Here is a 17,329-nt window from a genome sequence, read left to right as displayed (position 1 = left end):
AAAAAATATATCAGATTAATTTATAAAATGATATATTTGCGACAAAAATTTATAAAAATGAAAAAAGTATTAATTGCTATTACATTAGTATCTACTATTTGTGTAGGTTGTAAAGACAACAAAAATTCAAAAAACAATGGAGAAACTTCAACAATTGAAGAATCTATTAGTGAAAAAGAAGAAAAATCAGCTTCAGCAATTTGTTTATTAGATAAATTATCTATTAGAGAAAGTGCTTCTGCTAAAGGGAAATGGATAACCTCTATTAGTTTAGGTGAAAAAGTAACTTTAACAGGAGAAGAAACTATTGATTCTGTTTCAAAAAAGGAGTACTATAAGGTAAAACTTATTGATGGAAAAGAAGGGTGGACTAGATCTACTTTTTTAGCTGTTAATGGTAAAGTGGGGGCTATGTTAGAAAACGCAACGGTATATAAAAGACCAGACTTACTTACCAAGACAGAAAAAAAATACAGTAAAATGGATATTATTGCTGTAACCGAAACTCAAGGAGATTGGATTAAGGTTAAAGGAAAAAGGTCTGAAGGAAAGTATATTGAAGAGGGGTGGATTAAAACTTCTAATATAACAAATGACCAAATAGATATAGCAACTGCGAAGTTCGCTGGGATAGCAAATTCTCAACCAACAATGTCAGAAAGAATTAAGGCATTAAAAGATGTTATAAATAATTCAGATTTATCTTCTTCTAAATTTATTTCTATTATAGAGAATAAAATACAAGACTATGAGTCAAAAAATCAGCCTTTAGATACTCAGGAAGCAGAAGCAACTACTGAGGAAGTTGCAGAAAAGCCTGCTGAATAAAATTTTATAAAAAATTAATAAAAAAAAACGATTTTAGAATTTCTAAAATCGTTTTTTTTATTTTGTATAATTAAAAGTTTAATATAAACTTTTAAACTTTTCAGGATTTGCTTCGTGCATGATCTCGTACACTTTTTCAAATATATCTTCAGTAGATGGTTTAGAAAAATAGTCTCCATCAGTACCATAAGCAGGTCTGTGTGCTTTAGCAGTTAAGGTTTGTGGCTTGCTATCTAGGTGTCTGTAACCATTTTGGTTTTCAACAATTTCTTGTAATAAATATGCTGAAGCTCCTCCAGGAACATCTTCATCAACAACCAACAAGCGATTTGTTTTTGCTACCGACTTTACAGTATCATGATTAATATCAAAAGGTAATAAACTTTGTGCATCAACAATTTCTACATCAATACCCACTTGCGCTAACTCTTTAGCAGCTTCTTCAACAATTCTTATGGTTGATCCATAAGAAAGAATAGTAATGTCAGTTCCTTCTTTAATAGTTTCAACAACACCAATTGGAGTTTTAAAATCTCCTAAATTTGTTGGTAATTCTTCTTTTAAACGATATCCGTTCAAGCATTCTACTACTAAAGCAGGATCGTCACCTTCTAACAACGTGTTGTAAAATCCAGCAGCTTTTGTCATATTACGAGGAACTAATACGTGAATTCCTCTTATATTATTAATGATTCCTCCCATTGGAGATCCTGAGTGCCAAATTCCTTCTAAACGATGTCCACGGGTACGGATAATTAATGGAGCTTTTTGTTTTCCAAAAGTACGGTAACGAAGTGTTGCTAAATCGTCACTCATAATTTGTAAGGCATATAATAAATAATCTAAATACTGAATTTCAGCAATAGGACGTAATCCACGCATTGCCATTCCAATACCTTGACCTAAAATGGTAGCTTCACGAATTCCTGTATCAGAAACACGCAACTCACCAAACTTTTCTTGTAATCCTTCTAACCCTTGGTTAACATCTCCAATATATCCTGCATCTTCACCAAAAATTAATACCTCTGGATGTTTAGCCAAAATAGCATCGAAGTTGTCACGCATAATAACACGTGCATCTACGATATTTTTTTCAGAAGCATAGGTTGGAGCTTCTGCAGTAACATTTTCAGTTGCTAATTCAGTTTCACTTACCAAATGAGCTGAATACTTTATAGCAGCTTTATCAGTTGAAGTTTTAATAAAACTTCGCAGTGTAGCTTTTTCAGCAAAATCTTCATCTCTTAAGTAACGTAAAGTTTTACGAGCAGCAACTAAAATGTCTTTTCTAATAGGTTCTGAAATAGCAGCTAAATCGTTCTTGTATTTTGTAATAAAAGAACCATTGTTGCTTTTTTTAGCAATAGTTTCTAACAAAGAAACAGCTTCAGTTACTTCTGCTTTTATTTCATTTGTATAAGCACTCCAAGCATCACGTTTAGCTTTACTTACTTCTTTCTTAGCTTCTTTTTCAATATTGATTAAATCTTCTTCAGAATCAATAAATTTTAAAGTTTCTCCATCTTCACTTTCTAACTCAAATTCTAAAATCCACTTACGCATTTGTGCAATACAATCAAAATCTTGTTCCCATTGTAAACGTTCTTTAGACTTGTAACGTTCGTGAGAACCAGAAGTAGAGTGTCCTTGTGGTTGTGTTAATTCTTTTACGTGAATTAATACAGGGATGTGTTGCTCTCTTGCAATTTGAGAAGCTTTATTATAAGTGTCAATTAACTGAACATAATCCCAACCATTTACTACAAAAATTTCATACCCATTGGTTTCGTTTTCGCGTTGGAATCCTTTCAAGATTTCAGAAATACTTTCTTTAGTAGTTTGATGACGTGCATGTACTGAAATACCGTATTCATCATCCCATACATTCATAACCATTGGAACTTGCAGAACACCAGCAGCGTTGATAGTTTCAAAGAATAAACCTTCGCTTGTACTAGCGTTACCAATAGTACCCCAAGCAACTTCGTTTCCGTTGATTGAAAAATTAGTGTGTTTTTCTAATCCTTCTACGTTTCTGTATATTTTTGATGCTTGTGCCAATCCTAATAAACGAGGCATTTGGCCTGCAGTAGGAGAAATATCTGACGATGAATTTTTTTGTGCTGTTAAGTTTTTCCAGTCGCCATTTTCGTCTAAAGAATGCGTTGCAAAATGCCCTCCCATTTGACGTCCAGCTGACATTGGCTCAACATTAATATCAGTATGAGCGTATAAACCCGCAAAAAATTGTTGTGGAGTTAACTGCTCAATAGCCATCATAAATGTTTGATCACGATAATAACCGGATCTGAAATCTCCATTTTGAAAAGCTTTTGCCATAGCTAACTGTGGAACTTCTTTACCATCACCAAAAATTCCAAACTTAGCTTTACCTGTTAAAACTTCTCTTCTTCCTAATAAACTACATTCTCGACTAATACGAGCAATTCTATAGTCTTTTAAAACTTCATTTTTAAAATCTTGAAAAGAAAGCTGTTGAGTATTAGCTATTTCGGTATTTTGCGTCATAATCATCTAATTTAGGTATGGTTACAAAGATAGGTTTTTTAGTTGAAATTTAAAAATTTGAATTTTTATTGAATATCTTTCAATAAAATAAGAAAAAAAAGAAAATTATTGAAGTATCTATAATATCCCCCTTCTAATAAAGTTATAAATTCTATCAATATCTGTTGTAATGATGAATCTAATTTTTGAAGGGTACGCGCTTTTATTAATTTCAAGACCTTCATTGGTGTATATAGGTAAGTAAAACTCAAAAATATCAGGAAGGAAATTTAAACGAATACCATTTTCATAAAAAAACTTAGGAGAAGTACTTTTGTTTTTTAACATCGCAACATCATTATAAATTTCAGCCCACTTCCAAACGCTCACACTAGTGTTAATAGATGTTATAAGTTGGTTAGCAAAGTAAGGTTCGCTAAATTTAGATTTGAAACCTCCTTGACCTACAACAAATTGCTGACTGAAGAAACCTTCATTTTCTGAGCGGCCAAATAAGTTTTGTTCAAATAAATAATCGTTACCGCGATTTAACCCGAAACTGAAGTAATCTCCTTCAGTTTTATTAGATAAGAAGAGACCTCCGAAAAAACGAACTTCAAAACTTTCGTTAGCTGTAAAAAACTTTCGATAACGGAAATCGGTTGATACTTTACTGAAATTAGAATTTATTTCTAGGTTAGCTGCATACTGAATTCTGTGTATGGCATCAAATTTATTACTTATATAACGTAGGTTGAAAATATTATATTTATCTCGATCACTTTGAGTATTGTTAAGAGCTACTTCTTTGTCAATACTAACCATACGAGCTATTAAGAATTTTGAACCAATATCACGGAGTGTATTTCTTCTAAATTGAAAATTAATAAATGGACTAAAAGTATTGTATCCTAATTCAGGTGCGTAATGAAAGTTACTTCCTGAAATTCCATATCGTATTTTATAAATCTTAGAGTCTCTTAAGAAATGATTATATGCTACAGAGAATGCCCCAGTAAGGTTACGGCTTTTAAGGCCATAGTTGGGAGTTAAACTAAATTGAAAGTTGTGATTAACAAGCGATCTATTGTTTATGTTTACCCCAAGTATTAGTCCGTCATATAAGTTATACTTAATATCAGGGTAATAGAATAATTGATTGTAATAGGGGTTTTCAAAATCTTTAAAAAAACGAAATTGAATAGGTTTACTTATAATACTATTATTTACATTCCTAAAATTGTTAAGGGAATTAAATTCAGGGTAGTTATTTTCGTAATTTAAAGCTAGCTTATTAAAGTTACCTCTTTTAATTTTTACTGTTTTGGTAGAGTCTACATTGGTAACCCAAGTTTTAAGTTTTATTTTTTTCTTTTGAATACCATAAAGTGCTACGGGAGCTGAAAAGTCTCTTTTGTTTTTTATTGTAACTAATAGAGAGTCTTTGTTTTTGGTGTAGGCTACCTTTTTTATTTTGTAGTCAATTTTTTTATCAGTAGTAAGATAATCACCAAAAAACCATTGTAAATCTTTTGAAGTCTTTTTTTGAAGGATCTCAGCAAAGGATTTACTATTTGAAGGTTTTAGTTGATTTTGAATATAGAATTCTTTTACGGCATTTTTTAAAATGCTATCACCTACAAAATCATGTAAATATTTAACTCCTAAGCCAGCTTTGTATTTACTAACAACTTTTTTGTTAAAGTTAGAAAGAGAATCACTAGAGATAGTTAAAGGTTGATCATAAAACTTACGAGAGCTAAATTGATAAACAAGAGGATATTTATCGTTCTGTTTTAATTTGGCAATGTTATAGGTTTTTATGGGCCAATACTTGGAGTATTTACCTAGAAAAGTAACTTCTGGATAGTATTTTTTCACATACTCCATCATTAAAAATGTTTGTAACCCATCAGTTAACCAATAATCCTTTCTTGGATTTTGGATAATTACATCATCAAAATATTTTTGAGTAAGTGCTTTGAAAAAACCTGTTTCCCATCTAAAGTTTTTAGGGAAAGGTTTTAACCAACTAGGAAGACCATAAATTTCATGTAGAGAGTTTTTGTTAATGGTACGTGAATCTACAAGGATTTCAGGGTGCGGGTGTTTGCCAATAAAGTCTTCTATAAATTGTATTTGTCTATTTATAATTTTGGTGGTTTCGTTATTAGATATTTTTCTTAGGTAAGCATCTGTTTTTACCTCTTTATCTTTTAATTTAAAAGATTTAAAAGTTCTTACTGTATCAATATGAAGTATAATATCCTTTTTTTTTGAACCAACTAGGTAATAATTAGTATAGTGATTATTATCGGTTTTATATTGATATAAGTTGCTTTCAATGTGATATTTTTTTGGAACATCTATGGAGATATTATAATAAGAAAGCTCTTCATATAAATCATCTAAATTCAAGTTGCTCATTAACTGCCATTTTTTGTTGTAAATAGCAGGAGTTATGTACCAAAATCGTAAGTGATATCCTGTTTTAGTTTTCCCGTATCCTGTATATTTTGCATTTGGCACCTTTACAGAATATGAGGTACGGAGTATTAAACTATCTTTTGGTTTTAAAGGCTTATTAAGAGATACTTTAATAATGTCTTGTTTATTCTTTATCTCTTTGAATGAAACTTGTTTAAAGTTAACTGTTAAGTTTCTTATTTTACTATAGCCTCGATCTTTATCTTTTGAAAAATGAAAAGTTTTTCTATAGTCTTCAATAAAGCGTTTAGCTAGGGGAGTATCATCGTTTTTATAACTATTTGCCCAATTATGCAAAAAAATATAATCTAAATTAGAAGAAGTATGATTGTAGAAGGTTGTTTTTTGTAGAATATGAATTATATCATTGTTTACATCTAATTTAGCTTTTATTTCAATAGAGTTTTCTTGTGCTACTATTTTAAAGCAATACAAGATGGTTGCAAATAATAAGAGTAATATTTTCTGTTTCAATATTATTTAAGGTATGTTTAAAAAGGCTTTATAGAAAATATTTAAGTTTCATAAACCTTGTAAAAATAAAAAGCTCGTTGTAAATTCAACGAGCCTTAAAGATAAAAAATTTTAGAAATTTGGTTTCAGTTGATATTTAGCGTAGAATTTATTAAAATGTTCAACAGCTTCATCCGCGGTGTCTGCAACTCTGAATAAATTTAAATCTTTTTCACTAATATTTCCCTCTTCAATTAAAGTGTTTTTAATCCAGTCTAATAAGCCAGCCCAGAATTTTCTACCGATTAAAACAATAGGAAAACGTCCAATTTTATTAGTTTGAATTAAAGTAATTGCTTCAAAAAGCTCGTCCATTGTACCAAAACCACCAGGCATTACAACAAAACCTTGAGAATATTTTACAAACATTACTTTACGAACAAAGAAATAATCAAAATTTAGGTTTTTATCTTTGTCAATCCATGGGTTATCATGTTGTTCGAAAGGAAGGTCAATATTTAACCCTACTGAGGTTCCTTTACCACGATGAGCACCTTTATTACCGGCTTCCATAATACCTGGTCCTCCACCAGTAATTACTCCAAAACCATTTTGTGTTAATTTAAAGGCTACTTCTTCGGATAATTTATAATAAGGGTCGTCAGTTTTTGTACGAGCAGACCCAAAAATAGAAACACAAGGTCCAATTTTACTTAATTTTTCATATCCTTCAACAAACTCAGACATAATTTTAAATATTGCCCAAGAATCATTTGTCTTTATTTCGTTCCAGGTTTTTTGTTGTAATTTTTCTCTAATTTTTCTGTCATCATTCGGACTCATAATTCTTCTACTTTTATATTAAATAACAAATTAAACTGCCAAAATTTGATTTTTAGCAAGCCTGCTAATTTAGTGGTTTTTAATATTAGAAAAAAGATAAAAGAAAAAAACTACCTTACCTTAAGGTAGTTTTAAGATTATAAAAAATTACATGCATTCATATCCTGATGAGTTACAAGTACAAGGCACCAAAGTTAAGTTATCTGGACATGTTACTGGGTTTGCAGAACAAAAACAAGGGGGTAATCCTCCATTAATTTCTTTTTGATCGGCTTTATTTAAAACCTTACCTAGGTTTAAAATTGATTTTTTCATTTTATTATTTTTTTAGATTAAATATTTATAGAATGGTTCATTGTTTTCTTATTATTAAGAAAAACATTCATAATTAACGAGCGTCATATTTTGACACTCCTGTGTTAAGTTATGGTAATCTTGACAGGTGCCACAAAGGGTAGCAGGTGTGTTGAGTGGTTCGTCAGAGTAATAGCATCCTCTTGGTGGGCATGATTGATTACCTCCGTTAATAACTTTCTGTTGACGCTTATTAAGAGATTTTCCTAGATTTAAAATTGATTTTTTCATAATTTATTTTTAGATATTAATACCAAATGCAACCGTATTGTGTACATCTTCCTGCGTCACAGAATTCTCCCCATTGAGTTTGTACACAACATCTATTTCCAATTCCTGTACAAGAGCCAGACCCTATTCCTCCATTAATTTCTTTTTGATCAGTTTTATTTAAAACTTTACCTAAGTTTAAAATTGATTTTTTCATGATTAAAAAATTTAATATTTAGTAATCCTTGATCATTTAAAGACACTCAAGGTTTGTGTCTATTCTTCGCGAAAGAATTTTATTTTAATGTGTTTCTCTTTGGCATTGCTCTTCAGTTAAACATAGCCATTGATGTGTTCTTTTTATATAAAAATGTTTTATAGTTAAGAAGGATTATTTTCTTCACAATCTGCATGGACAAGAACACAACTTTTGTGTTCCTGAGGAAGTGCTTGATACTGAGAACAAGTACCACAAACTCCATTACTTATACCGTAACATGGAGGTCCAGAGTAAGTATTGCAACTAGAGCTTCCTCCATTAATTTGTTTTTGATTAGTTTTATCTAGGGCTTTCCCTAGGCTTAAGATTGATTTTTTCATTATTAATGATTAAAATATATTATTTTAGGACAAGTTTTATTTCTAAACAGAAACACAATAGTAGTCAACAAGTACACAAGGTTTATGTTCTTCAGGGAGCGCATTATATTCTTGACAACTTCCACATTGGCTTTGTTCGTCACTATAGCAATTAGGACCAGAGTACGTACTACAATTGGCAAGACCTCCACCGTTAATCGTTTTTTGTTCAATTTTGTTTAAAATGTTTCCTAAATTTGAGATTTGTTTTTTCATGTTTTTAATTAAAAATTAATATTTTATTAGTTGATATAAAATGCATTAAATATGCTTAAGCCATAATTAATTAGCACAAGTGTTTTGGTGAAAAAAGGAGATACATTGTGTAGCAATATTATAAGCTTAACTGTATGTGTTTTTTCTATTAAGCTCTTTTTAGTTTATTTTGTTTAAAGTTATTTGTTAGTAATGTAAAGAAGAGAGAAAAAGGCTGCCTCTTTGGACAGCCGAAAGAGTTTATAAAGGCTCCATCTCTTCAAAACAATAACTATGAATTAGAGCACATTCAATAGCGCTTGGGTAGCATTCAATTTGATCGCAGCTTAAGCAACCAGGTACAGGACCAAAGCATAAGCCATGTTCTTTGTAAGAATCACAGTTGTTTCCGCCATTAATTTGTTTTTGGTCTACCTTGCTCAAAACTTTTCCAAGGCTCATAATTTATTTTTTAGATATTAATACCAAATACAACCATATTGTGTACATCTTCCTGCGTCACAGAATTCTCCCCATTGAGTTTGTACGCAACATCTACTTCCACTTCCTGTACAGGAACCAAACCCGACACCTCCATTAATTTCTTTTTGATCGGCTTTGTTTAGTGTTTTTCCTAGTTTTAAAATTGATTTTTTCATGATTAAAAAATTTAATATTTAGTAATCCTTGATCATTTAAAGACACTCAAGGTTTGTGTCTATTCTTCGCGAAAGAATTTTTTATTTAATAATATTTTTAAGTTGATAAAAGAAACGTTCTATTAAACGTAAGTCTTCAGTGACTATGTCAGCAGCACCTTTCATTTCTTGCCTGAAAGGAATTGTTTTATCATAGGTTGTTTTTAAGTTTTGAGGAAGTTCTACATCAACCAAGTAGTTGCCTTTTTCGTTAGGGATAAGTGAAATAGATTTTACTGTTCCATTTAGCTCTCCAAATTCATCAGATGGATAGTTTAATAGCTTAATCTGAACTTTTTGTCCTTTTTTTATTTTTCCTGAATTAGCAGCAGGAGCTTCAATTTTACCGATAAAAGAATTTCCTTTATTTGGAATAATAGTAAAAATTAAATCTCCAGTATTAACAGTTTGGTTTTTGTTCCAAAACGATAAGAAGGATACTTTTCCATCTATTGAAGATGTTAATGCATATTGCTTTTCCCAATCTTTAATAGCTTTTTTTAAATATAGAAAAGATTGGATAGCTTTCTTTTTTAAACGGGAATCTTGTTGTGTTTTTTTAATAGAAGTTCCTTCTAAGTTTTTTGCAGAATTATTGATTAACTCTCTTATTTGTGAGATAGATGATTCTAGAGTTTTATATGATCGTTTAGCTTGTAAATATTCTATTTCTTTTTGGTCTTTTTCTTTAGCAGAAATAACCCCTTGACCAAACATTTTTCTACTGCGTTCTAAGTCCTTTTCTTTAAACTCTAATTCTTTTAAGTTTAGCTCTTTTTGTGATAGTAAAATCTGTAGTCTACCTCTTGCTTCTATAACAGACATTTGATTTGCAAAGTTCTCAGATTTAAACGGAGTTAATTGTTCGTTTAAAACATATTCAGAGTAGTCGTTTTCAAATTGAGAGTAGCTAGAAGTTATGTCACCTAAAATTAGTGGAGGTACTTTATCAATAGGAAAAAAGAATTTTTGTTGATTTATTTCGATAGTATCGACAATACTTTTTAATAGTAAAACATCTTTGTAAGAAGCACTGTTTTCAATTACAGCTAAAACATCTCCTTCAGAAACATTTTTACCTTCACTTGTTAAAAAAGTTTCGAATTGACCGGTAGACTTTGCATAAATTTTTTCAGGAGGAGTAGAGGTGGTAACCATTACTTCGGTGGAAATAACGTCAGGGTATTTAACAAACCATGAAATGAATAATAACATTATGATAAGTCCAAGAAGCAAGGTGTTCCCCCAACGAATCATCCAGTTAGGAACATGAGTTAGAATCTCTTGAACTTCTTCACTACGAATTTCTATGTCTTGGGTATTGTTTGGCATATTTAGGGTTTAAAATAGAGGGAAAAAACTTTCCCTCTATTACTTTTTGTTTTTAGGAATTACAGGCAGCATGAGTTGGAAGTACACACATATAATTGCAGCAGACGTGATTTTCTACTCCACAAAAGAAACTGTATTTCTCTTTACACTCTCCATACTCGTTAATACTTCCATTAATACTCTGTTGTTCTGTTTTGCTTAAGTTTTTACCTAAGTTTAAGATTGATTTTTTCATGATTAGGCTATTTCTATTTCTTCATTAACTGTGCAATGTCTTCCATACACACCTTCACCATAACTGCTACAGTCTTCGCTTGAGCCAGTTACACAAGCACCACAACCCCAGGCGTTACAACATTGGTAACCTCCGTGTGCTGAAATTCGACCTCCATTAATTAATTTTTGATCGGCTTTGTTTAATGCTTTTCCTAGTGTCAGAATTGAATTTTTCATTTTAAAATAATTTAAATTTGATAAAATCCTTGAACAGTTTAAAGACACTCAAGGTTTGTGTCTATTCTTCGCGAGAGAATATTTTTATTTGCCTAAATCTAGTTGGTTTTTAACTAGATGGTAGTAATTTCTTTCAGTTAGAAAAGTCTTTAGTATAAATTTTTCCCCAGACAATATTCTTTTTGATGTATGTTTTTCTAATTGTTATTTGGACAAATACCAAAGTAGTAGCATAAACAACCTTCTCTTGACATCTCCGTTTGTTCATCACAAAAATCGGGTTCTCTACGGGAATCTCCACCATTAATAAGTTTTTGTTCTGTTTTGTTTAGGTTTTTTCCTAAGTTTAAGATTGACTTTTTCATTTTAAAATAATTTAAATTTGATAAAATCCTCGAAAATTTAAAGACACTCAAGGTTTGTGTCTATTCTTCGCGAAATATTTTTACGATGTTGGATTATAAATTTTTATCTAGGGAAGCATTCGTGACTGATTAAAACTCTACCTTGACATACTGGTGAAAGGTTGTGGTAATCTTGACAAGTTCCGCAATGACTAGCTCCCATTGTTGGAGGGGTATCTCCGTAGTAACAGTTAATTGGAGGGCATGATTCATCTCCTCCGTTGATTAATTTTTGTTCTACTTTACTTAAGCTTTTACCTAAGTTTAAAATTGGTTTTTTCATAATTATTTATTTTAAAAGTTAAGCAGGACAGCACTGTCCGTTATTTATAATACCTCTATTGGTACCTCCCATACCATTTGGTACAGCACAAGCATCTCCTTCTTCACAATCTAAAGCGCAAAAGAAGTAGCTAGAGCAAGGAAATCCAATTACTTTTCCTCCTTTAATAAGCTGTTGTTCACTTTTTTTAAGAGTTTTTCCTAAGTTTAAAATTGATTTTTTCATAATTTAAGATTTAAATATAATTGTTAGATTAGTACCACATACAACGAAATCCTTCACATCTTCCAGCATCACATAGAGTGAAACCTCCAGAAGTAGTTTGACAACATTTATATCCATCTTGATAGCAGCCATATGCTACGCCACCATTAACTTGTTTTTGCTCTGCTTTTTTTAAAGCTTTTCCTAAGTTTAAAATTGATTTTTTCATAGTTGAAATTATTTAAAATTAACATGGAACATAACAAGGGCATGAGCTAAAAGGTGCGCAGCCATACCTGTTAATTTGGTCTTGTTGTTCTTGAGGGGATACACTACAAAACTTTTCACAAGTATATATGTATCCACCATTAATTTGTTGTTGTTCTACTCTGTTTAGGGTTTTTCCCAAGTTTAAAATTGAATTTTTCATGATTAAAAAAATTAAGTATTTAACTAGCCCTTGAACATTTAAAGACACTCAAGGTTTGTGTCTATTCTTCGCGCGAGAATATTTTATTTATATACTACTTTAGTAAGCCATTACACAACAATTATTGTGGCAAAGAGTAGGGGCTCCAGGTAGCATAGTATTAATACATTAACTACAATCGTTTACGTAATACATTTCAAAACCGTCACAAGTTTGACCAAATTTCCCATTGATTTTTTGTTGTTCAAGTTTGTTTAAAGTTTTACCTAGTTTTAATATTGATTTTTTCATAGTTAAAAATGTTTGATATTAACAAGGGCACATTTGAAAAGCATCATAACCATAGAGATCAATTTGAAGTTGTTGTGCTTGAGGCGAAGCACTACAGAATTCATCACAGGTAAACATACGACCTCCATTAATTTGTTTTTGATCAGCTTTATTTAAAGCTTCACCTAGGTTAGAAATTGATTTTTTCATTTTAAAATAATTTAAATTTGATAAAATCCTTGAATAATTTAAAGACACTCAAGGTTTGTGTCTATTCTTCGCGAAATAATTTTTTATAAAACAATAAGGTTGAATAAATAGATGGTTTGTGTCAAAATATATATCATCTGAGAAACAGTTATATTTTTCATAACATTGTTCAGGGTTTGTACATGATACATGAACTTATCGCTCCATTAATTTGTTGTTATTATACTTTGTTTAAAGCTAGACTATTTTAATAAATATTCATTTTTATCCTAGTAGGATACATTCATTATCAATAATTTTACATGCAAGCTCATCGATAGGAGGACATATACGGTAATGCATACAATTAACTATTTTACCTCCACTAATTTGTTGTTGCTCAAGTTTGTCTAAAGTTTTTCCTAAGTTTAAAATTGATTTTTTCATTTTAAAATAATTTAAATTTGATAAAATCCTTGAACAGTTTAAAGACACTCAAGGTTTGTGTCTATTCTCCGCGAAATATTTTTATTTGCCTAAATCTAGTTGGTTTTTAACTAGATGGTAATAACTTCCTTTTAGTTTGATTAGTTCTTCGTGACTTCCTTTTTCAATGATTTTTCCCTTTTCAAGTACAACTATTTGATGTGCATTTTTTACAGTACTTAACCGGTGTGCTATAACAACTGCTGTTTTGTCTGCAAAAAATTCATTAAGCTTACCCATAATTACCTTTTCATTATTAGCATCTAAAGCACTAGTCGCTTCGTCAAAGAATAAGAACTTCGGGTTTTTGTAAACAGATCTGGCAATTAATAATCGTTGTTTTTGACCTGTACTTAACCCATTTCCTTCACTACCAATTTTCGTATTGTAACCTAAAGGTAAGCCTTCTATATAATCTCCAATATTGGCTACATCAATTGCGTGAGCTAATTTTTCTTTATCAACATAATCTTCTCCTACGGCTATGTTTTTAGCTATAGAATCATTAAAAATATACCCTTCTTGCATCACAACCCCACAGTTTCTTCGCCACTCTTTTTGTGAAACATTTTTTAAGTTGAAGTTGTCAATCATAATATCACCTTGATCAACCTGGTAGAAACCAAGTAATAACTTCATTAAAGTAGTTTTACCACTTCCACTAACACCTACTATTGCCGTTGTTTTATTTGCAGGAATTTCAAGAGATAAATCTTTTAAAACAGGTTCTAAACCACCAGTGTATCTGAATGAAATATTATTTAGCCTTATAGATGCGTTATCTGGGATTGTAGTTACTTTTTCATCACCAGGCTTTTCTTCATCTTCCATGTTGTGTATTTCACCTAGTCTATCTATAGAGATTTGTGCATCTTGTATATCTCTCATAAAATTAATTAGTTGTGTAATTGGTCCATTTAATTGACCAACTATATAGCTAATTGCCATCATCATCCCCAGAGTGATTTGACCATCAATAACTAGCTTTGCAGATAGAATGGTGATAAACATGTTTTTAAGTTCATTAATGAAATTTGAACCTACGCTTTGTGTTTGTTCTAAAGCAAGACTTTTGGTAGCTACTTTAAATAAACGAGCTTGTACATATTCCCAATTCCAACGCATGCGTCTTTCAGCATTGTGGAGTTTAATTTCTTGCATTCCGTTAATAAGTTCAATAACCTTGCTTTGTTCTTGACTTACTTGAGAAAAACGTTTATAATCTAGTTCTTTTCGTTTTTTAAAGAAGAACAATACCCACCCAAAATATAGAACACTTCCTAAAACAAAGACTCCAAATATTTGTAAACTGTAATACCCTAATACTAAACTAAAAATAATAAGATTGAAAAAAGAGAATAAAACAGTTAAAGACGATGTGGTTAAGATTCGTTCAATACGTTTATGATCGTTGATTCTTTGTAGTAAGTCACCAGTCATTCTCACATCAAAATAAGAGATAGGTAACTTCATTAACTTGATGAAAAAGTCAGAAATTAAAGAGATGTTGATACGAGTACTTAGATGCAGTAAAATCCAACTTCGAATAATTTCTAAGGAAGCTTTTCCAACGAATAAAAATAGTTGAGCAAATAAAATTAGATATACAAAGTTTAAATCTTGATTTTTAATACCTACATCTACTACACTTTGAGTTAAGAAAGGTAGTATTAACTGTAGCAAACTTCCTGCTAGAAGCCCTATTATTAATTGAACTATAAACTTCTTGTATTTGTATAAATATTTAAAAATAAATGAAAAGCCAAACTTTTCGTCTTCTTCAAAGTCTTCCTGATAAAACTTAGGAGTTGGCTCAACTAGTAGAGCGATTCCCTCTTCTGTATTTTCATCAGCGTTGTTTCCAATCCAGTGTTGAATAAACTCCTCTTTAGTAAAAGTAATGAGTCCATGAGCAGGATCAGAAATATAAACCGTATCCTTTTTTATTTTATAAAGAACCACATAATGGTTTTTGTTCCAATGAACAATACAAGGAAAAGGAGCTTCTTTAAGTTTACTGAAAGCTAATTTTATACCTAAAGATTTAAAACCTATAGATTCAACGGCTTCGCTTAAACCGAGTAGACTGCTACCTTCTCGAGTGGTTTCACTAAGACTTCTTAGTTGTTGTGTGTTAATAGTTTTACCATAGTGCTTAGCTATGATTTTTATACAAGTTGGTCCGCAATCTTTTGCTTCAGTTTGTTTGTAGTTTGGGAATTTTTTCAAGTTAAGCTTAGATATGAAACAGGTAAGAGGGATACTGCCCTTTTACCTGTTTTGTTTATTAATTATTACAGATTCTTCTATAATCTTCTCCTTCCATACAAAGTCCAATATAAGGAGGGTTTTTACAGCACCCCATATTGCGTGGACACTCAGAATGAGTATAGCAGGCAATAATAACTGAACCGTTAATTGATTTTAGTTCATCTTTATTTAAAATTTTACCTAAGTTTGAAATTGATTTTTTCATAAAATAGTTACTTTAAGGTTATAGATAAGGAGCAGGGCATTCAGGGGTTCCGTAACAGCAATTATATTGATCTGTCCAACAACATCTTTCTAATGGGTGCCAATAATATCCTTTATCAGTTCTACATCCTCCAGGGATTTCTTTCCCTCCATTAACTAGCTTCTGTTCTTTTTTGTTTAAAGATTTACCTAAGTTTAAAATTGTTTTTTTCATAATTTTAGTTTTTGTATTAGTAAATTAACATCCTGTACAGCTTACACCACCATTAGGACAAAATTGCCATGGGCCTGTACAGCTATTATCACCATTATCATTATCACCATAATCTTTATAACAATAAATTCCTTCGCAATAATAACCAGTGGGACAGCTGTTTTCAGAGTCACATAGCCCAACAGGGGTGCTACCACCATTGATTAATTTTTGTTTTTCTTTATTCAAGGATTTTCCTATATTTAAAATTGATTTCTTCATTTTGATGTTTTTTATCTAAAAAGGACCAAAAGCACAATATAATTCAGCGCAGTGATCACCAAAATCTTCACATACACGATCTTTGTTAGTGTCACACATTTTTCTACCTCCATTAATTTGGATTTGTTGAGCCTTATTTAAAGTTTTTCCTAAGTTTAAAATAGATTTTCTCATAATTGAGTTATTGTTTGATTAGTGATTGTTTTTAAGACTAAAAGTCGTTTGGACATTCCATTGCAGGGCAATTTCCTGTAGGATAATTAGGATCTGATACAAGGAAACACATATTGTTACAGCAGTGAGAGTTAAATCCACAATCAGAATCACATTGACAAAACCTTGGAATTCCTCCTGTGACTTGCTTTTGTTCTGTTTTATTTAAAAGCTTACCTAAGTTTAAAATTGATTTTTTCATAAGTATTTGTTATTAATTAATTTTTTATACAAACGTAACCGTCTGCACAATAACTTCCTCTAGGGCAGTTTCCTTCAAAATCACATAAACCTACAATTTCTCCACCTCCATTAATGAGGGTTTGTTGAGTCTTGTTTAAAGCTTTTCCTAAGTTTAAAATCTGGTTTTTCATGATTAAAAAGGAATTAATTGACATTCACGTTCTGCACATTGTACCCCGTATTCGGTACACTCACCATTACTCCAAGGAGTAATACACTGTCTCTTGCCTCCATTGATTTGCTTTTGTTCCGCTTTTTTTAAAGCTTTACCTAAATTTAGAATTTGTTTTTTCATAATTAAAATATTAAGGTTGTTTTTTAGATAAACATTTAAAGATACTTACCATATATGTTTATTCTCTTATGCTGGTTTTGATTAATTATATGTATGTGTACAATTTCAGCTTTTAGTTATTTGTATTTTTATCTAAACAATTTTTGTTTTAAGAAGCTGTCTCAGAACTTAAGGCAGCTCCTTAAATTAATCTTCTGTAATATCTTCTATTGTTCCTGCACCACATTTCCATCCGCACCACTTAGGATCTGCTACATAATAAGTAGTTCCATTGCAGTGGCATAAATAACCTCCATTAATACTTTTTTGCTCCGCTTTGTTTAGAGTTTTTCCTAAATTTAAAACTGTTTTTTTCATAA

At 30.9% G+C, this 17,329-nt stretch carries 29 protein-coding genes; 1 reads left to right on the top strand and 28 read right to left on the bottom strand.

Annotated elements, in window-relative coordinates:
• Positions 1–57 precede the first annotated feature (57 nt).
• Positions 58–828, top strand: a complete 771-nt coding sequence (locus ACQYZ7_RS12580; RefSeq protein WP_430730075.1) for an SH3 domain-containing protein — start codon at positions 58–60, stop codon at positions 826–828.
• A 78-nt stretch (positions 829–906) separates the two neighbouring features.
• On the opposite strand, the gene ACQYZ7_RS12575 is transcribed toward ACQYZ7_RS12580, so the two are convergent.
• The 28 genes from ACQYZ7_RS12575 to ACQYZ7_RS12440 form a co-directional block, all read right to left on the bottom strand.
• On the bottom strand, positions 907–3,360 hold the full coding sequence (locus ACQYZ7_RS12575) for an alpha-ketoacid dehydrogenase subunit alpha/beta (protein ID WP_430730074.1): 2,454 nt from the start codon (positions 3,358–3,360) through the stop codon (positions 907–909).
• Between the two features lie 117 nt (positions 3,361–3,477).
• Positions 3,478–6,300, bottom strand: coding sequence for an aminopeptidase (locus ACQYZ7_RS12570; RefSeq protein ID WP_430730073.1), 2,823 nt, complete (start codon positions 6,298–6,300; stop codon positions 3,478–3,480).
• Positions 6,301–6,411: 111 nt separating this feature from the next.
• On the bottom strand, positions 6,412–7,122 hold the full coding sequence (locus tag ACQYZ7_RS12565; protein ID WP_430730072.1) for a TIGR00730 family Rossman fold protein: 711 nt from the start codon (positions 7,120–7,122) through the stop codon (positions 6,412–6,414).
• 147 nt (positions 7,123–7,269) lie between these two features.
• On the bottom strand, positions 7,270–7,437 hold the full coding sequence (locus tag ACQYZ7_RS12560; protein ID WP_430730071.1) for a hypothetical protein: 168 nt from the start codon (positions 7,435–7,437) through the stop codon (positions 7,270–7,272).
• 286 nt (positions 7,438–7,723) lie between these two features.
• Positions 7,724–7,903, bottom strand: coding sequence for a hypothetical protein (locus tag ACQYZ7_RS12555; RefSeq protein WP_430730070.1), 180 nt, complete (start codon positions 7,901–7,903; stop codon positions 7,724–7,726).
• 164 nt (positions 7,904–8,067) lie between these two features.
• Positions 8,068–8,286 carry a hypothetical protein gene (locus ACQYZ7_RS12550; RefSeq protein WP_430730069.1) on the bottom strand — a complete coding sequence of 73 codons (219 nt, stop codon included), beginning with the start codon at positions 8,284–8,286 and terminating at the stop codon, positions 8,068–8,070.
• A 42-nt stretch (positions 8,287–8,328) separates the two neighbouring features.
• Positions 8,329–8,541, bottom strand: a complete 213-nt coding sequence (locus ACQYZ7_RS12545) for a hypothetical protein (protein ID WP_430730068.1) — start codon at positions 8,539–8,541, stop codon at positions 8,329–8,331.
• Between the two features lie 240 nt (positions 8,542–8,781).
• Entirely contained in the window at positions 8,782–8,982 is a 201-nt protein-coding gene (locus ACQYZ7_RS12540; RefSeq protein ID WP_430730067.1) for a hypothetical protein, read from the bottom strand.
• Between the two features lie 17 nt (positions 8,983–8,999).
• Complete coding sequence (locus ACQYZ7_RS12535) at positions 9,000–9,179, bottom strand: hypothetical protein (RefSeq protein WP_430730066.1); 180 nt, start codon at positions 9,177–9,179, stop codon at positions 9,000–9,002.
• 81 nt (positions 9,180–9,260) lie between these two features.
• Positions 9,261–10,550, bottom strand: a complete 1,290-nt coding sequence (locus ACQYZ7_RS12530; RefSeq protein WP_430730065.1) for an HlyD family secretion protein — start codon at positions 10,548–10,550, stop codon at positions 9,261–9,263.
• A 52-nt stretch (positions 10,551–10,602) separates the two neighbouring features.
• Positions 10,603–10,785 (bottom strand): hypothetical protein, encoded by a 183-nt coding sequence (locus tag ACQYZ7_RS12525; RefSeq protein ID WP_141554021.1) that lies wholly within the window; start codon positions 10,783–10,785, stop codon positions 10,603–10,605.
• A 2-nt stretch (positions 10,786–10,787) separates the two neighbouring features.
• On the bottom strand, positions 10,788–11,003 hold the full coding sequence (locus ACQYZ7_RS12520) for a hypothetical protein (RefSeq protein WP_430730064.1): 216 nt from the start codon (positions 11,001–11,003) through the stop codon (positions 10,788–10,790).
• Between the two features lie 197 nt (positions 11,004–11,200).
• Positions 11,201–11,368, bottom strand: coding sequence for a hypothetical protein (locus ACQYZ7_RS12515; protein WP_430730063.1), 168 nt, complete (start codon positions 11,366–11,368; stop codon positions 11,201–11,203).
• A 103-nt stretch (positions 11,369–11,471) separates the two neighbouring features.
• Positions 11,472–11,690 carry a hypothetical protein gene (locus ACQYZ7_RS12510; protein WP_430730062.1) on the bottom strand — a complete coding sequence of 73 codons (219 nt, stop codon included), beginning with the start codon at positions 11,688–11,690 and terminating at the stop codon, positions 11,472–11,474.
• 18 nt (positions 11,691–11,708) lie between these two features.
• Positions 11,709–11,915, bottom strand: a complete 207-nt coding sequence (locus ACQYZ7_RS12505; RefSeq protein WP_430730061.1) for a hypothetical protein — start codon at positions 11,913–11,915, stop codon at positions 11,709–11,711.
• A gap of 28 nt (positions 11,916–11,943) precedes the next feature.
• Positions 11,944–12,123: a hypothetical protein gene (locus ACQYZ7_RS12500; RefSeq protein ID WP_430730060.1), complete on the bottom strand. Its 180-nt coding sequence runs from the start codon at positions 12,121–12,123 to the stop codon at positions 11,944–11,946.
• A gap of 369 nt (positions 12,124–12,492) precedes the next feature.
• Positions 12,493–12,615, bottom strand: a complete 123-nt coding sequence (locus ACQYZ7_RS12495) for a hypothetical protein (RefSeq protein ID WP_430730059.1) — start codon at positions 12,613–12,615, stop codon at positions 12,493–12,495.
• Positions 12,616–12,633: 18 nt separating this feature from the next.
• Positions 12,634–12,804 carry a hypothetical protein gene (locus ACQYZ7_RS12490; RefSeq protein WP_274640353.1) on the bottom strand — a complete coding sequence of 57 codons (171 nt, stop codon included), beginning with the start codon at positions 12,802–12,804 and terminating at the stop codon, positions 12,634–12,636.
• Positions 12,805–13,068: 264 nt separating this feature from the next.
• Positions 13,069–13,230, bottom strand: coding sequence for a hypothetical protein (locus tag ACQYZ7_RS12485; RefSeq protein WP_430730058.1), 162 nt, complete (start codon positions 13,228–13,230; stop codon positions 13,069–13,071).
• Between the two features lie 81 nt (positions 13,231–13,311).
• Entirely contained in the window at positions 13,312–15,498 is a 2,187-nt protein-coding gene (locus tag ACQYZ7_RS12480) for a peptidase domain-containing ABC transporter (RefSeq protein ID WP_430730057.1), read from the bottom strand.
• A 58-nt stretch (positions 15,499–15,556) separates the two neighbouring features.
• Complete coding sequence (locus tag ACQYZ7_RS12475; protein ID WP_430730056.1) at positions 15,557–15,745, bottom strand: hypothetical protein; 189 nt, start codon at positions 15,743–15,745, stop codon at positions 15,557–15,559.
• A gap of 18 nt (positions 15,746–15,763) precedes the next feature.
• Positions 15,764–15,958 (bottom strand): hypothetical protein, encoded by a 195-nt coding sequence (locus ACQYZ7_RS12470; RefSeq protein ID WP_430730055.1) that lies wholly within the window; start codon positions 15,956–15,958, stop codon positions 15,764–15,766.
• Positions 15,959–15,982: 24 nt separating this feature from the next.
• Positions 15,983–16,219, bottom strand: a complete 237-nt coding sequence (locus ACQYZ7_RS12465) for a hypothetical protein (RefSeq protein ID WP_430730054.1) — start codon at positions 16,217–16,219, stop codon at positions 15,983–15,985.
• 15 nt (positions 16,220–16,234) lie between these two features.
• Positions 16,235–16,393: a hypothetical protein gene (locus tag ACQYZ7_RS12460; RefSeq protein ID WP_430730053.1), complete on the bottom strand. Its 159-nt coding sequence runs from the start codon at positions 16,391–16,393 to the stop codon at positions 16,235–16,237.
• 37 nt (positions 16,394–16,430) lie between these two features.
• Positions 16,431–16,634, bottom strand: coding sequence for a hypothetical protein (locus tag ACQYZ7_RS12455; RefSeq protein WP_430730052.1), 204 nt, complete (start codon positions 16,632–16,634; stop codon positions 16,431–16,433).
• Positions 16,635–16,650: 16 nt separating this feature from the next.
• Positions 16,651–16,806 (bottom strand): hypothetical protein, encoded by a 156-nt coding sequence (locus ACQYZ7_RS12450; protein WP_430730051.1) that lies wholly within the window; start codon positions 16,804–16,806, stop codon positions 16,651–16,653.
• 2 nt (positions 16,807–16,808) lie between these two features.
• Entirely contained in the window at positions 16,809–16,970 is a 162-nt protein-coding gene (locus tag ACQYZ7_RS12445) for a hypothetical protein (RefSeq protein WP_430730050.1), read from the bottom strand.
• A 186-nt stretch (positions 16,971–17,156) separates the two neighbouring features.
• Complete coding sequence (locus ACQYZ7_RS12440; RefSeq protein WP_430730049.1) at positions 17,157–17,327, bottom strand: hypothetical protein; 171 nt, start codon at positions 17,325–17,327, stop codon at positions 17,157–17,159.
• Positions 17,328–17,329 lie beyond the last annotated feature (2 nt).

Source organism: Tenacibaculum sp. SDUM215027 (assembly GCF_050566205.1).
In the GTDB taxonomy this organism is placed as follows: Bacteria; Bacteroidota; Bacteroidia; order Flavobacteriales; family Flavobacteriaceae; genus Polaribacter.
The sequence above is the reverse complement of the archived record's forward strand: the minus strand, read 5'-3'. Positions and strand labels throughout refer to the sequence as shown.

Excerpts from the sequence above, each read along its gene's own strand:
- ACQYZ7_RS12500 (WP_430730060.1), bottom strand. The coding sequence starts at position 12,123 with ATGAAAAAATCAATTTTAAACTTAGGAAAAGCTTTAAAAAAAGCAGAG.
- ACQYZ7_RS12465 (WP_430730054.1), bottom strand. The coding sequence starts at position 16,219 with ATGAAGAAATCAATTTTAAATATAGGAAAATCCTTGAATAAAGAAAAA.
- ACQYZ7_RS12490 (WP_274640353.1), bottom strand. The coding sequence starts at position 12,804 with ATGAAAAAATCAATTTCTAACCTAGGTGAAGCTTTAAATAAAGCTGAT.
- ACQYZ7_RS12515 (WP_430730063.1), bottom strand. The coding sequence starts at position 11,368 with ATGAAAAAGTCAATCTTAAACTTAGGAAAAAACCTAAACAAAACAGAA.
- ACQYZ7_RS12565 (WP_430730072.1), bottom strand. The coding sequence starts at position 7,122 with ATGAGTCCGAATGATGACAGAAAAATTAGAGAAAAATTACAACAAAAA.
- ACQYZ7_RS12470 (WP_430730055.1), bottom strand. The coding sequence starts at position 15,958 with ATGAAAAAAACAATTTTAAACTTAGGTAAATCTTTAAACAAAAAAGAA.
- ACQYZ7_RS12530 (WP_430730065.1), bottom strand. The coding sequence starts at position 10,550 with ATGCCAAACAATACCCAAGACATAGAAATTCGTAGTGAAGAAGTTCAA.
- ACQYZ7_RS12550 (WP_430730069.1), bottom strand. The coding sequence starts at position 8,286 with ATGAAAAAATCAATCTTAAGCCTAGGGAAAGCCCTAGATAAAACTAAT.
- ACQYZ7_RS12575 (WP_430730074.1), bottom strand. The coding sequence starts at position 3,360 with ATGACGCAAAATACCGAAATAGCTAATACTCAACAGCTTTCTTTTCAA.
- ACQYZ7_RS12545 (WP_430730068.1), bottom strand. The coding sequence starts at position 8,541 with ATGAAAAAACAAATCTCAAATTTAGGAAACATTTTAAACAAAATTGAA.
- ACQYZ7_RS12540 (WP_430730067.1), bottom strand. The coding sequence starts at position 8,982 with ATGAGCCTTGGAAAAGTTTTGAGCAAGGTAGACCAAAAACAAATTAAT.
- ACQYZ7_RS12525 (WP_141554021.1), bottom strand. The coding sequence starts at position 10,785 with ATGAAAAAATCAATCTTAAACTTAGGTAAAAACTTAAGCAAAACAGAA.
- ACQYZ7_RS12450 (WP_430730051.1), bottom strand. The coding sequence starts at position 16,806 with ATGAAAAACCAGATTTTAAACTTAGGAAAAGCTTTAAACAAGACTCAA.
- ACQYZ7_RS12520 (WP_430730064.1), bottom strand. The coding sequence starts at position 11,003 with ATGAAAAATTCAATTCTGACACTAGGAAAAGCATTAAACAAAGCCGAT.
- ACQYZ7_RS12580 (WP_430730075.1), top strand. The coding sequence starts at position 58 with ATGAAAAAAGTATTAATTGCTATTACATTAGTATCTACTATTTGTGTA.
- ACQYZ7_RS12460 (WP_430730053.1), bottom strand. The coding sequence starts at position 16,393 with ATGAGAAAATCTATTTTAAACTTAGGAAAAACTTTAAATAAGGCTCAA.
- ACQYZ7_RS12485 (WP_430730058.1), bottom strand. The coding sequence starts at position 13,230 with ATGAAAAAATCAATTTTAAACTTAGGAAAAACTTTAGACAAACTTGAG.
- ACQYZ7_RS12555 (WP_430730070.1), bottom strand. The coding sequence starts at position 7,903 with ATGAAAAAATCAATTTTAAACTTAGGTAAAGTTTTAAATAAAACTGAT.
- ACQYZ7_RS12475 (WP_430730056.1), bottom strand. The coding sequence starts at position 15,745 with ATGAAAAAATCAATTTCAAACTTAGGTAAAATTTTAAATAAAGATGAA.
- ACQYZ7_RS12535 (WP_430730066.1), bottom strand. The coding sequence starts at position 9,179 with ATGAAAAAATCAATTTTAAAACTAGGAAAAACACTAAACAAAGCCGAT.
- ACQYZ7_RS12510 (WP_430730062.1), bottom strand. The coding sequence starts at position 11,690 with ATGAAAAAACCAATTTTAAACTTAGGTAAAAGCTTAAGTAAAGTAGAA.
- ACQYZ7_RS12440 (WP_430730049.1), bottom strand. The coding sequence starts at position 17,327 with ATGAAAAAAACAGTTTTAAATTTAGGAAAAACTCTAAACAAAGCGGAG.
- ACQYZ7_RS12560 (WP_430730071.1), bottom strand. The coding sequence starts at position 7,437 with ATGAAAAAATCAATTTTAAACCTAGGTAAGGTTTTAAATAAAGCCGAT.
- ACQYZ7_RS12495 (WP_430730059.1), bottom strand. The coding sequence starts at position 12,615 with ATGAAAAAATCAATATTAAAACTAGGTAAAACTTTAAACAAACTTGAA.
- ACQYZ7_RS12455 (WP_430730052.1), bottom strand. The coding sequence starts at position 16,634 with ATGAAAAAATCAATTTTAAACTTAGGTAAGCTTTTAAATAAAACAGAA.
- ACQYZ7_RS12505 (WP_430730061.1), bottom strand. The coding sequence starts at position 11,915 with ATGAAAAAATCAATTTTAAACTTAGGAAAAACTCTTAAAAAAAGTGAA.
- ACQYZ7_RS12445 (WP_430730050.1), bottom strand. The coding sequence starts at position 16,970 with ATGAAAAAACAAATTCTAAATTTAGGTAAAGCTTTAAAAAAAGCGGAA.